At 58.3% G+C, this 12,650-nt stretch carries 15 protein-coding genes and 1 other RNA gene; 7 read left to right on the top strand and 9 right to left on the bottom strand.

The genetic code is table 11. The features are described from left to right. The first annotated feature begins 3 nt into the window (after positions 1 to 3). Complete coding sequence (locus ACR0AC_RS08355) at positions 4 to 567, top strand: hypothetical protein (RefSeq protein ID WP_170518459.1); 564 nt, start codon at positions 4 to 6, stop codon at positions 565 to 567. 29 nt (positions 568 to 596) lie between these two features. Here ACR0AC_RS08355 and ACR0AC_RS08350 read toward each other — a convergent pair whose 3' ends face one another. The 9 genes from ACR0AC_RS08350 to ACR0AC_RS08310 all read right to left on the bottom strand — a co-directional run bounded on the left by ACR0AC_RS08350 (position 597) and on the right by ACR0AC_RS08310 (position 7,595). Continuing rightward, positions 597 to 1,055, bottom strand: a complete 459-nt coding sequence (locus tag ACR0AC_RS08350) for a ClpXP protease specificity-enhancing factor SspB (protein WP_170450827.1) — start codon at positions 1,053 to 1,055, stop codon at positions 597 to 599. A gap of 76 nt (positions 1,056 to 1,131) precedes the next feature. Next, positions 1,132 to 2,385 (bottom strand): chromate efflux transporter, encoded by a 1,254-nt coding sequence (chrA, locus tag ACR0AC_RS08345; RefSeq protein ID WP_480872764.1) that lies wholly within the window; start codon positions 2,383 to 2,385, stop codon positions 1,132 to 1,134. Then, positions 2,382 to 3,197, bottom strand: a complete 816-nt coding sequence (locus ACR0AC_RS08340; protein ID WP_170450823.1) for a sulfurtransferase/chromate resistance protein — start codon at positions 3,195 to 3,197, stop codon at positions 2,382 to 2,384. Before ACR0AC_RS08340 ends, chrA begins: the two co-directional genes overlap by 4 nt. 129 nt (positions 3,198 to 3,326) lie before the next feature. Then, positions 3,327 to 3,758 (bottom strand): ester cyclase, encoded by a 432-nt coding sequence (locus ACR0AC_RS08335; protein WP_170450821.1) that lies wholly within the window; start codon positions 3,756 to 3,758, stop codon positions 3,327 to 3,329. Positions 3,759 to 3,858: 100 nt separating this feature from the next. Then, positions 3,859 to 4,206: a transfer-messenger RNA gene (ssrA, locus tag ACR0AC_RS08330) on the bottom strand. 36 nt (positions 4,207 to 4,242) lie between these two features. Further along, on the bottom strand, positions 4,243 to 4,605 hold the full coding sequence (locus ACR0AC_RS08325; protein WP_170518469.1) for a DUF4345 family protein: 363 nt from the start codon (positions 4,603 to 4,605) through the stop codon (positions 4,243 to 4,245). 64 nt (positions 4,606 to 4,669) lie between these two features. Further along, a complete protein-coding gene (locus ACR0AC_RS08320) occupies positions 4,670 to 5,320 on the bottom strand; it encodes a hypothetical protein (protein WP_170518472.1) in 651 nt (216 codons plus the stop codon). 13 nt (positions 5,321 to 5,333) lie between these two features. Beyond that, entirely contained in the window at positions 5,334 to 6,734 is a 1,401-nt protein-coding gene (locus tag ACR0AC_RS08315; RefSeq protein WP_170450815.1) for a selenium-binding protein SBP56-related protein, read from the bottom strand. 129 nt (positions 6,735 to 6,863) lie between these two features. Then, a complete protein-coding gene (locus ACR0AC_RS08310) occupies positions 6,864 to 7,595 on the bottom strand; it encodes a FadR/GntR family transcriptional regulator (protein ID WP_480708165.1) in 732 nt (243 codons plus the stop codon). Positions 7,596 to 7,681: 86 nt separating this feature from the next. Between ACR0AC_RS08310 and ACR0AC_RS08305 the strand changes: the two genes are divergently transcribed. From ACR0AC_RS08305 to frr, 6 genes are all read left to right on the top strand, one after another. Further along, positions 7,682 to 8,473 (top strand): DUF2182 domain-containing protein, encoded by a 792-nt coding sequence (locus ACR0AC_RS08305; protein ID WP_480872762.1) that lies wholly within the window; start codon positions 7,682 to 7,684, stop codon positions 8,471 to 8,473. Positions 8,474 to 8,477: 4 nt separating this feature from the next. Beyond that, positions 8,478 to 9,182, top strand: a complete 705-nt coding sequence (locus ACR0AC_RS08300) for a DUF1326 domain-containing protein (protein WP_170450809.1) — start codon at positions 8,478 to 8,480, stop codon at positions 9,180 to 9,182. Continuing rightward, positions 9,182 to 9,709 carry a DinB family protein gene (locus ACR0AC_RS08295; protein WP_170450807.1) on the top strand — a complete coding sequence of 176 codons (528 nt, stop codon included), beginning with the start codon at positions 9,182 to 9,184 and terminating at the stop codon, positions 9,707 to 9,709. The genes ACR0AC_RS08300 and ACR0AC_RS08295 overlap by 1 nt, the downstream gene beginning before the upstream one ends. After that, entirely contained in the window at positions 9,710 to 10,813 is a 1,104-nt protein-coding gene (locus tag ACR0AC_RS08290; protein WP_480872761.1) for a dimethylsulfoniopropionate demethylase, read from the top strand. It begins immediately after the preceding gene. Between the two features lie 103 nt (positions 10,814 to 10,916). Next, entirely contained in the window at positions 10,917 to 11,912 is a 996-nt protein-coding gene (gene acuI, locus ACR0AC_RS08285; RefSeq protein ID WP_480872760.1) for an acryloyl-CoA reductase, read from the top strand. Between the two features lie 168 nt (positions 11,913 to 12,080). Next, positions 12,081 to 12,644 carry a ribosome recycling factor gene (gene frr / locus ACR0AC_RS08280; RefSeq protein ID WP_170450800.1) on the top strand — a complete coding sequence of 188 codons (564 nt, stop codon included), beginning with the start codon at positions 12,081 to 12,083 and terminating at the stop codon, positions 12,642 to 12,644. Positions 12,645 to 12,650: the final 6 nt, after the last annotated feature.

Here is a 12,650-nt window from a genome sequence, read left to right as displayed (position 1 = left end):
TAAATGCCCGAATCTGAACGGATATCGCCAATCAAAGCCATCTCGGTGGCTTTGGCCGCAACCTTGTGGATCGCAGTTCTAAGCGTGTCGGCCCGCGCCGCCGACGTAACGCCGTTTGTCGGAGACTATATCGGTTCGGCAAATGTGGTGGACGCGGACGGAACAAGCACGCCCCGAGACATGAGCGTTTCGATTCACGAGACCAAAAACGGCTTTAACGTCAGTTGGAAAACAACGACCTACAAGCTGGACGGGCGCGTCAAGGAACAGGCGTTTTCAATCGATTTCCAACCGTCTGACCGTCCCGACGTGTTCGCCGCCGCGATGAAGCGCAATGTCTTTGGTCATGAGGTTCCGTTGGACCCCATGAAAGGCGAACCCTTTGTCTGGGGCCGCATCGACGGGGACACGATGACCGTGTTTTCACTGTTTATCGATGAGACCGGCGGATATGAATTGCAGCAGTTCGACCGCACTCTGGCCGAGGGTGGCCTGAACCTGTCCTTCTCGCGCTTTATCAACGGCGAAAAGTCCCGCTCGGTCGAAACGTTTCTGAAGAAACAATAAACCCCGCGTGGGTCGCGGGGTTTCAGGGCCTATTTGCGGAAGCTGTCCAACGAGACGACGTCTGCGTCGTGGTGTTCCTCAGGCTCTTCAACCTCAATCGACTCTTCGATGAAGTTGTCTTCTTCCAGCTCGTCCTCGGGGCTTTCGAACCGCAGGCCAAACTCGACGGACGGGTCCACGAAGGTTTTGATGGAGGTATAGGGGATATACAGCGGCTCGGGCGCGTCGCCGAAGTTCAGCGTGATGGCAAAGCCGGTCTCGCCAACCTCAAGGTTTTCGAACCAGTGCTGCATGACAATTGTCATCTCTTCTGGATACCGCTCGCGCAGCCAATCCGCGATCTGCACGCCGGGTTCACGGGTGTCGAAGGTGATGAAAAAATGATGGGTGCCGGGCAGGCCGGTTTCGGAAACGCCGGTCAGAACCGTTTTGATGAGACCGCGCATGGCGGTGTGCATCAGGTTTCCATAGTCGATGTCTTGCGACATGTGTGATCCTCGAAAGTGGTTATCCCCAGCATAGGCGTTTTAACTGGAAACGAAAGAGCAGGTATGGCCGGATTGATCAGAATAGATGGATGGCCATGCCAGCCAGAGCCATCAGCGCCAGTACCGTTGCCATCCCCAATTTTGCCTTGAAAATCAATAGACCTGCGGCAAATGTCAGGGCCAGAGCAGTATAATTTGGGGATAACACGTCCGGAACAGGAGTTGACAGCGGCCCCCAGCTTGCCTGACCGACCACATCAAAGAGAACATTTAGGGCGAACCACACGGACAGGTTGAGAATCACACCGACCACCGCCGCCGTGATGCCGTGCAGCGCGGCTGTCAGCCTTGGCCTCGTCGCAAGGCTGTCCAGATAGGGGGCGGCCAGAAAAATCCAGAGGAAACAGGGAACAAATGTCGCCCATAGCGCCACAGCACCCGCTGCCAGGGCCAATGTGACGCCGCCGTTTATCTGCCCGGTCAGCATGGCAACGAACTGCGTCACCAGAATCAGCGGCCCCGGCGTTGTTTCGGCAAGGCCCAGCGCGTCGATCATCTGGCCTGTGCTGATCCAGTTGTACTGATCGACGACCGTCTGAGTCATGTAGGCCAGAACCGCGTAAGCGCCGCCAAAAGTCACAACCGCCAGACGGGCAAAGAACCAGCCCAGATCGCTGAGCAGTTGGTGCCCCGACAGTGTCAGCAGGACCAGCGGTCCCAGCCACAGGGGCAGCCAAATGGCTATCGTACGAAACGGTTTTGCCAAGGTCGTTGCAGCGGTGGGTTCGGGTGCGGGTACCGCGCCCTTGAAACTGAGATACCCCCAAAGAGCAGCCGTCAGAATGATCAAAGGGAACGGAATGTTGAACAGGAAAATGCCCAGAAACCCGAGACCCGCGAGGATGCGGTGTTCCACATCCGACAGCGCCTTGCGGGACAGTTTGAGCAAAGCCTGTAGTACAATCACGATGACCGTGGCCTTGATCCCAAGAAAGGCCGACTGAACCAGGGGCAGGGTGCCAAATGCTGCGTAAAGCATCACCAAAGCCGCGATCACAATCGCGCCGGGCAGCACAAACAGGGTTCCGGCAATCAACCCGCCGGTCACGCCGCGCAGGCGCCAACCCGCATAGGTCGCCAGTTGCATGGCTTCGGGGCCCGGCAGTAACATGCACAAGGACAAGGCTCGCAGATAGGCTTGCTCATCCAGCCAGGGCCGACGTTCAACCAACTCGTGATGCATCAGCGAGATCTGAGCGGCCGGCCCTCCGAAGGACAGAAGGCCAATCCTGCCGAACACTTGCGTTAATTCCCTGAGTGTAGGCGTCATGATCTGCGATCCGTCGGCCAGTCATGGGTTTCTTCAAACCCGTCGCGCGCCCATCGGTACAGGGCGTCATAGAGATGCATCCCGGCCTCAAGGTTTTCGTGATCGTCACGATATTGTCGTGACAGGCCGACCGAGATGGCCAGTAATCCGGCTGCCTCGGGGGCAAGGTCGTGGCGATTGGTGTCCGCAGCCCGCACCACGGTTGCAAGCCGATCCAACGCTTCAGAGCGCAGGCGCAGCTCGTCCAACAGTGTATCAAATGTGCAGGCGTCGCCTCGGTGGCTCCAGAATGCGTTTTCGATGTCAAAGGGCGTGGCGTTGAATTTTTCTGCGACGCTTTCCACCTCGGCTGGCGCGACGAACAGAAATTTCGCCTTGGGGTCGACAAAGCGACGGATCAGCCAGGGGCAGGCGATACGGTCAATCTTTGGACGGTGCCGCGTGACCCACAGTGTCTGCCCGTTAACCGGCGACGGCACAGACGCGGCCGGAATGCGCAGGCCGTCCGGCAGGTCGCGCCAACCATACATGCCGCCATCCAGATACTCAGCCGCGCAGCCTTCACTGCGCAGCCAGGAAACGACACCTTGGCTGAGTTTCTTGCCCTTTTGACAGATGATAACGCTGCGGCGATCCGAGACCAGCCGCACAAGCCCCGCAATGTCTGCGACCGGGTGCCGGAATGAACCGGGGATCAGATACGGATCCTCCGCAAAATCTTCGTCCAGACAAATATCCACCAGCATCGGGGCCTGAGGTGTGCCGATCAGACGCGACAATTGCTTTGGGGTAATGGAGTTTGGCGATGCCATGGCATGTTCCTTGTAGTCTCGGATACATGCGAAACTTGGGCTGACGCCTCACGGGGCGTTCGCAATCTTACCCCATGGCTCTAGCTACCGTGCAAGCCGCCCATGGGTCAAGATTGCACCACCTTTGGATCAGGCCCAATCCAGCCTTTGCCCCGTCATACAAACCGGCAGTGTGTCCTGTGGAAACTGACCCAGTTGTTCGAAAAGCGAGACGAAATCGAACTGATTATAGGCTTCGACCATCTTGTCGCCCTTGAATCGCGCCATGACCTGCCCGGTGACCTCCAGCGGTGCCCCGTTATCGGCGCGGAAGGTTTTGACGTGAAGAATGGCTGAAACCCAATCGCCGTTTTCGATGATTTTGGGCATCTCAACGGTGATCTCGCCAAGGATATGACGGAAGGCCATGACCAGATCGCGGAAATCGTCGGCGCCCACCTGCATTTCGGGGATCAACCCCTCGGCCATCGTATCGGGCGCAAAATACTGATCGATCGCTTCGGTGTTTCCCTGTTCCCAAACCTCGGCGTACCATGCTTTTAGGATATCTGTGTGTTTCATCCCGGCTCTCCTGTCTGACTGGGATGACAGTGGACAAAAGGGATGAACAAACTCTAAATCTGCACAGAAAAAGAATTAAACTCAGACATTATAATGTGGAAATGCAGGTTTCTGTTGCCAGGTACCTGCGAACCCCGCCTTACGCGGCTAGGCGCAAGGGCTTAGATTTCGGTCTTGTTACTGCTTACGCAGCAACTGCAACCGGAGCACGATTGTCGTTTGCAATTGTACTATTTTCGCCGGTAACGGTGGCAGACAGCCGAGACAAAGCTAACCCCTTTAGACGTTCGTCGATCCTGTTTCGGCCCCAAAATCCCCAAACGAAGGATGGTTGGTGGAGCCGCCGGGTACCGCCCCCGGGTCCGATCCGCTTATTACGAGCGCGTTTATATCCATAGTCCCGAAGGACATACCCTATATAGGTGAGGCGGCGCTGGGTTGCAAATCCAGATTTTTGGATGCGAATACGTTCAAAAACAGCGTGTTATGTGGTTTTGTTGAAGTTCGCTGCAATCAGCCAGACGGCAAGCACAAGTTCGATTCCACCAAAAGTGGCTGCTTTGACGAATGGCGGGTTGTCCAACGCCAGCGACACGAACCGCCCAAGCGCCGCCCCTGCGTAGACCACGCCCAGCATTGTGTATGCCATCGGCGCGTTCAGCCAGATCACGGCAATGCCGGTTACAACAAACAACCCTCCGACCGAGGCGCGCAATTCACTTAGGCCCATTGTGCTGTCGGTCGGGGCCAGATCCAGCGCGTTGGCGGTGTGGGCGGGGGCCAGAAAGCCGAAAAGGCCGAAACCGATGGTCAGCAAAGCGACGATTACATTCAGGGTTGTTACCATTTCGGCCTCTTCCAACTTGCTTATCCGTCGACAACGGTAATCCGTTGTTTTCCGAAGAAAAGCACTAAATCGCCGACCACAGCCCCAGAACTCCAACCAGAATCAGACTGAGCGCCCAGATCAGTTCCAGATTGAACCAACTGCGGGACAGGAATTGCAGGCCCAGCCAGCGATAGACGGCATAGGCTAAAAGACCGCCGCCAAGGATCATTGCGGCGGTATGCAGCGCTGCTACCCCAAGAACCAGCAGGCCATTCGTTGTCATAATCTGCGAGATTGCCTGATGCCCGGCATCCAATTCATCCAAGCCGCACAGGCCCAGATAGATCGGAACCAGCATCAGCGCGGCCCCATGCGCCAGCGCCACCAGAAAGGACCAAAGCGCCAGTTTCCTTGGGGGGACGCGCGACAGGAATCGCGGGTGGCGCTGGGTGAGGGCGATATAGAGACCCATCGCGATGACGATCAGCGCCGCCCCGATGCGAATCTCGCGTTGGTAGTCAACCAGTACGGCCATCAGGGCAAAGGGCAGCAGGACACCCAGCATCGCCACGAAATGCCCGCCAGCCAAGGCCGCCAGCGCGCGCCACAGGGCGGATTGGCGCTGCTCCATCAATGCCGAAGAAACAGCCAGCGGCCAGCCCATTCCGGGGTTCAGCCCGTGATATGCGCCGCTGAGAACAACGGCCAGCCAGAGACCAGCCGTTGATGTCATCAGAACCTCCAACTCAGACCGAGGGGTAGCAGAAGCTGTCGGTCGAGCAGTCTCCGCCCTCCAGCCGGATCTGGTGGCTGCGGTAGCCGTCGGGGAATTCGACCCAGAAGTTCGGGTCCAGCGTCAGGCCACCGTTTTCGCCAACATCGGCCTTGACCATCGCCGCGCCGCGTTCGCCGGGATAGAACTGATCATCCCATGTGGAATAGAGCGAGTTGGTCCAATAGACGCGTTTACCGTCCCGGCTGATCTCGACCATTTGCGGGCCGTAACCAAAATCCTGACCGTTTGGATGTTTGGTTTTCTTGACGATACCACCGATTTCAACCTTGCCCGCCAGCGTCGGGTTCATCGGGTCCGAGACATCGTACTGATGCAACTCACCCGTGCCCCAGCAAGCGACATAGAGATACTTGTCGTCGAGGCTCAGGTCGATATCAGTGACCAATGGCGGAACGGCCGAGAATCCCTTCAGCAGATCGGGCAGGTCATCCGGGTCGGCTGGTTGCGGGTCGATGGTGATGGTCTTTTTGGCCTCGAACGTGCCGTCCTCATTGCGCCACCACGTGAAAATCGCGCCTTGCAGGTTGGTGGTGTCCACAACCACGCCGCAGAACCCGTATTGCTTGACCGGATCATGGGCCGGGCGGATTTCCAGCGCCATCTGGTGGTTTTCACCCAGATCGATGGTCTGGATATTGGTCCGGTTGCGTAGGTTCCAGAAGTGGATGCTGTGACCATATTTGTTCGACAACAGATCCTCGGCCACGATGCCGTTTTCGAACTGCGGAGGAAGTCCCCATTCGGAACTGACCATGTAATCGCGTGGCAGGTTCCACCAGAAATCATAGTGCTTGTCCTGCACGCCACGCTCGATCTCATACCGCCCTATGATCTCAAAGCTTTGGCAATCCATGATGAAGATACCCGGAGGGCCATCGGTCCCGTCTTCACCGCCACCACCCAGCGTGCTGACATAGATGCCCTCGGGGCCGCAATGGATGGTGTGAGGGCGGGAATATCCTGTCTTTGCAAAGACTTCCTCGGGTTCGATGATCTTGTGGATCTTGGCCTCAAGCGGGTTCTTGACGTCGATCACGTAAATCCGGCTGGACCGAATGCCCGGGATAATCAGATAGCGCCGTTCCAGAAACGCATGGCCGGTCAGCGGTGACAAGGCCGAGGAACAAGCGTTCCAGCCAAAATGATGAAACTCATCGCCTTTTTCCGGCATCATCACCTTGTGGACGATCTTGCCGAAATCGTCGGATGTCGGATCGACATTCACAACCGCCAGCCCGTCGGGTTGCGAAAAGTCCGGGCTCAGCATCAGCGTGAAAGCAAGCGTCTCGGCGGGGCCTTCCATCGCCAGCTTGGCGGATGGATAAAAGGTTGGGTCCGGTCTTGTGTTCATAACGTCCTCCCGTAAGCAATTGATATTCAATTTGTATTGAGAGTTCCGGTCTTGGCGCCGGGTGACATCCTGCCTGCTCTGTCTTCCTTGTGCCTGTTCGTCTGCGTCAATCCTGGGGCCTGATCGGGATCAGGCGGGTTTGCGTTTGCGCTCGGCCACGTCCTGGGCCAGTTGGCGGGTGTAAGCTTCCAGCTCGACCAAGGTGGCATCGACCGTTGTGGCGTCATGCGCTTCAAGGGCGTCGGCGATCTTGGTGTGAAGCAAGATGATCTCTTCGCGTGACCTTGCGGTGAAGGTGATCATGTTCATCAGGGGCTGCATCGCCTCGACCGCGCCTGCCAGTTGATAGGACAGAACCGGATTGCCCGCGCCGTCCACAAGTGCCCGGTGAAAGGCGACGTCCGAGGCGCAAAACGCCTCATCCGTCAAGCCGGGCTGCGCCTGTCGGAAAATCTCGGCCCGCATGGTGGCGAGTTGATCTGCTGTGCGACGCTGCGCAGACAAGGGGGCGCAGGCGCGTTCCAGCGCGTATCGCGCCTCGCAAGCCGTATCGAAGCGCACCGCGTTCATCGACAGCAACAGGGTCGAAGTGGTGATTTGCTGCGAATACGCATCTTCAAAACTGATGCGGTTCACAAAGGCCCCGCCGGTTGCCCCGCGCTGGGTGCGGATCAGGGACTGAGCCGCCAGACGTTTCAGCGCCTCGCGAACCGTAGGGCGAGAGACCTGGAATTGGTCGGCCAATTCGGCCTCGGACGGCAAACGCTCATCCACAATCAACTCACCCGAGACAATCGCATCGCGAATGGCCTGCGCGATTTGCGCGGACAGGTCTGCGGTTTTCTGTGGGTTAATCTTCATTTTGCACGCGGCTTTACGATTTTATTTGTCTGACATTTAAAAGTCTGACATTTGAAAAGCAAGGGAGTTGAGTCGGAGGGGATCACATGAGTCGCGCAATGCTACGCAGCTGGATGTGGCTGGCGTTCTATGTGCTGATCCTGTGGGCCTGGTGGGTCATGTTCTCGATGAGCCGCGACATGGACCTGGATTGGATCGGTCGTCCGGGTCCGATGGGACAGGCCATGGCGGCGATGGATCCGCGTATGGACATGTATATGCCCATGGCCGAGTTTGGTCCGCTGTTCTGGATGTGGGCGATCATGATGGCGGCGATGATGCTGCCGACTCTGGTGCCAACCCTGCGCGGCTATGACGACCTGATCCGCAGCGCCAACGGCACGCGCGCCGGATGGCTGGGCGTTCTGACCGGTTACTTCATCGTCTGGGTGGGCTTCGCGGCGCTGATCACCGGCGTTCAACTAGCTCTGTTGTTTGGTGGGGTCGTTGACATGTTGGGCATCGCCAAGTCCAACTGGGTGGCCGGAGGGTTGCTGATCGTCGTCGGTGCCTTCCAATTCACCCGCGTGAAAGAGGTCTGCCACGGCGTCTGCCATGCGCCGATGACCTATTTCCTGGGCCATTGGAAAACCGGTTTCGCAGGCGGCGTGAGAATGGGGCTGGGCCTTGGCGCGTTTTGTGTGGGCTGCTGTTGGGGCTTCATGGCACTTGGCTTTGTCGGTGGTGTCATGAGCCTATTGTGGATGGGTCTGGCCACCTTGTTCATGGTTTTGGAAAAACTTCCCCAGATCGGGCATGTTGTGACCCGACCCATGGGGTTTGCGTTGATTGCAGGCGGTCTTGTCCTGCTGATCTATCCCTTTGCATACGGAGGATAAGCCGATGGCAAAAAACAGAAAACCCGAAGCGGACAGGCTTCCCATAAGTCAGCGGATCGACAGCCGTATGCCCAACCCGAAACGGCGCGAGATGAGCCCGACGGAATGGGCCATCAAGGGCGAACTGATCCTGAACTGCTCGTGCGATGTGTTTTGTCCCTGCGTTGTCTCGCTGGGCGCACACCCTCCGACCGAGGGGCATTGTCACGCGTGGATGGGTGTCATCATTGATGAGGGGCATTACGAGGGTGAGGACCTCTCGGGTCTGTGCGTCGGCCTGCTGGTCGACATTCCGGGCCGTATGGGCGAGGGGCAATGGAAAGTCGCCGCCTATGTGGACGAACGTGCCAGCGGCAAGGCGTATAACGGGCTATTGCAGATTTTCAGCGGTCAGGCGGGCGGCACCACCGGCCTGTTCACCATGCTGGTGAGTGAGATCATCGGGGCCGAGCGGGCTCCGGTCGCCATCGAGCGCGACGGCACCAAGCGCCGGATCGTGATCGGTCGCAAAGTTCAGGGTGAGATTGAGATGCTGGCGGGCAAGGATCCCGAGCATCCCGTGATGGTCTCGAACTCGAAATACTGGATGGGACCGGACATCATCGTGGCGCGCGGTACCAAGTCCAAGGTGCGCGATTATGGCCGCGTCTGGGATTTCGGCGGCAAATCAGCCGAGATTTGCCCCATCGATTGGCATGGGCCAAAGTGATGATTACCGGAGCCTATGCGCGTGAAATGTCGCGCTATAATCAATGGCAAAACAGTCAGTTGTCAGAGTTTCTTCAAGCATTGACCCCTGAGGAACTAACGCGAGAACGCGGGGCGTTTTTTGGCTCGATCCTGGGCACAGCGAACCACTTGCTGTGGGGCGATTGGATCTGGATGTCCCGGTTCGACAAGGGGCCGGGCCCGGAAAGCAACATCCATCGCAAAGGCGGCGGCATCCATGAAAGCGTCTATCTGTGCCCTGATCTGGCCAGTTGGCTGTCTCTGCGTAAGACCGTGGATACCCGGATTGCAGATTGGGCGAACACGTTGGGTGATGATCTGATCACCGGCCCGTTTACCTGGTATTCGGCGGCAAAAGAAGGTGATATTACATTGCCTTACGCGCAGTGCATCATGCATTTTTTCAACCACCAGACGCATCATCGCGGTCAATTGCACAAAATGCTGACCGAGACCGGGTCTGAGGCCCCGGTCAGTGATCTGGTTTTCCTGCCGCAGGAGGGCTGAATGCCGCAAATATCCTTGTCTCGCCGCTTGCGGCGCACGCCCTTTTCCGACGGGGTCGAGGCTGCGGGGGTCAAAGGCTATACGGTTTACAATCGGATGTTGCTGCCGACGGTTTTTGAAAGCGTCGAAGCCGACTATCGCCATCTGAAAGAGCATGTTCAGGTCTGGGACGTATCCTGCGAGCGGCAGGTGGAACTGCGCGGCCCGGATTCGGCGCGGCTGATGCAGATGCTGACGCCCCGTGACCTGCGGGGAATGCTGCCGGGGCAGTGCTATTACGTGCCCATCGTGGATGAAACCGGTGGGATGCTGAATGATCCGGTGGCGGTGAAACTGTCCGAGGACCGCTGGTGGATTTCCATTGCCGACAGTGATTTGTTGTTGTGGGTCAAAGGATTGGCAAATGGGTATCGGTTGGACGTTCTGGTGGACGAGCCTGACGTCTCGCCTTTGGCAGTTCAGGGGCCCAAGGCCGATGAGTTGATGGCGCGTGTCTTTGGGGATCGGGTGCGAGATATCCGGTTTTTCAAGTTCGACATGTTCGAGTTCGAAGGTCGCGATCTGGCTGTTGCGCGATCAGGCTATTCAAAACAGGGCGGGTTCGAGATCTATGTCGAGGGCGGCGATATCGGGATGCCGCTTTGGAACGCGCTGTTCAAGGCGGGCGAGGACCTTCAGGTGCGGGCCGGGTGTCCGAACCTGATCGAACGCATCGAGGGCGGCCTATTGTCTTATGGCAATGACATGACGGACGACAACACGCCGCATGAATGTGGACTGGGCAAGTTCTGCAACACGCACACGGCCATTGGCTGCATCGGGCGCGATGCCTTGTTGCGCGTGGCCAAGGAAGGCCCGGTGCAACAAATCCGTCCGATTGCGATTCAGGGCGACCCGGTGCCGCCCTGCGATCGACCCTGGCCGGCTTTTGTGGATGGGAAACAGGTGGGGCAGGTGACCTCGTCTGTTTGGTCGCCCGATTTCGAAACGAATGTCTCCATAGGCATGATCCGCCTGAGCCATTGGGAACCGGGGACCGAACTGGATGTTGAAACGCCGGATGGCACGCGCCGCGCGCAGGTGAAGGCGCATTTTTGGGTTTAGAGGGGGAAGGGGGCTCTGCCCCCGTCGCTGCGCGACTCCCCCGGGATATTTTTAGCCAGATGAAGACTCGGATCTGGTTTTTTGGAAACGAAAGGAACTGCAAATGTTCAATGCGTTGGTAATGGACAAGGGTGAAGAAAGCGGGCTGGCGAGCGCTTCGGTCAAGCAGCTTTCAGCAGATGATCTGCCCCATGGTGAGGTGACGGTTGCCGTCGAATACTCGACAGTGAACTATAAGGACGGTCTGTGCATGTCGCCCAAAGGGGGCGGGTTGGTGCGGTCGTACCCACATGTGCCGGGCATCGATTATGCGGGTACGGTCGAGGCGTCCTCGGACGATCGGTACGCGCCCGGCGACAAGGTGGTATTGACCGGTTGGCGCGTGGGTGAGGCGCATTGGGGCGGATATTCGCAGAAAGCCAACGCTTTGGCGGATTGGCTGGTTCCCTTGCCGGACGGGCTGAGCGCGCGGCAGGCGATGGCGGTGGGAACTGCTGGTTTCACGGCCATGCTGGCTGTCATGGCGTTGGAGGATCATGGTCTGTCCCCGGACAAAGGTCCGGTTCTGGTCACCGGTGCCGCAGGCGGCGTTGGGTCCGTGGCGACCGCCATTCTGGGCAACCTGGGTTACGAGGTCGCCGCCGTGACCGGGCGGCCCGAGACCGGGGATTATCTGAAGTCGCTTGGGGCCACGACCATTGTGCCGCGTGAGGAGTTGAACGAGACCACCAAACGCCCGCTGGAAAGCGAAACCTGGGCGGGTTGTGTGGATGCTGTTGGCGGAGAGATGCTGGCGCGGGTGCTGGGGCAGATGAAATACGGCGGCTCGGTCGCGGCCGTAGGTCTGGCCGGGGGCGCGGGGCTGCCTGCGACAGTGATTCCCTTCCTGTTGCGCGGTGTGAACCTGCTGGGCATCGACAGCGTGATGCAGCCCTATGAAAACCGCGTGCGCGCGTGGCAGCGGATCGCGACCGACCTGCCTATGGATAAGCTGGAGGCGATGGTGCACCCCGCCGCGCTGTCCGATCTGCCCGGACTGGGCGCGGATATTCTCAAAGGTCAGGTCAAAGGGCGCGTGGTTGTCGACGTGAACGCCTGATCTGACATGGCAGCCGGGGCGTGCCTGTCCCGGCTGATCAAAACCTGGCGAAAAAGGACCGAAACAACTCTGGTCATTGGCACAATTCCTGATCATGATTGCTATACATCCCAAGTGCGATGGCGTAAGACCCATCCAAACAGCACCTGAAGACGGGGAGTGAGCAGCATGTCTGACGACTTCGAACTGGACACCGATGATCTGAAGCGCCGCATGGAAGGCGCGATGTCCAACCTCAGAACCGAGTTTGCCTCACTGCGGACCGGGCGGGCCTCGGCCTCGATGCTGGAGCCGGTGATGGTGGATGCTTATGGGTCGATGACACCGATCAATCAGGTTGGCACGGTCAATGTGCCCGAGCCCCGGATGGTGACGGTCAATGTCTGGGATAAGTCCCTGGTCGGTAAGGTGGAAAAGGCAATCCGTGAAAGCGGGCTGGGGATCAATCCACAGCTAAACGGCACGATCATCATGTTGCCGATCCCCGAACTGAACGAAGAACGTCGCCGCGAGTTGGGCAAGGTCGCCGGGCAGTACGCCGAAAGCGCCCGGGTTTCGATCCGGAATGTGCGCCGCGACGGGATGGACCAGATCAAGAAAGCCAAGGCTGACGGCATGTCCGAGGACGATCAGAAGTTCTGGGAAAGCGAAGTGCAGGACCTGACGGATGAGATGATCAAGGCCGTTGATGCCGCGCTTGAGACCAAGCAGTCCGAAATCATGCAGGTCTGAGCCGGT

The organism is Ruegeria sp. H7, from assembly GCF_056532945.1.
The sequence above is the reverse complement of the archived record's forward strand: the minus strand, read 5'-3'. Positions and strand labels throughout refer to the sequence as shown.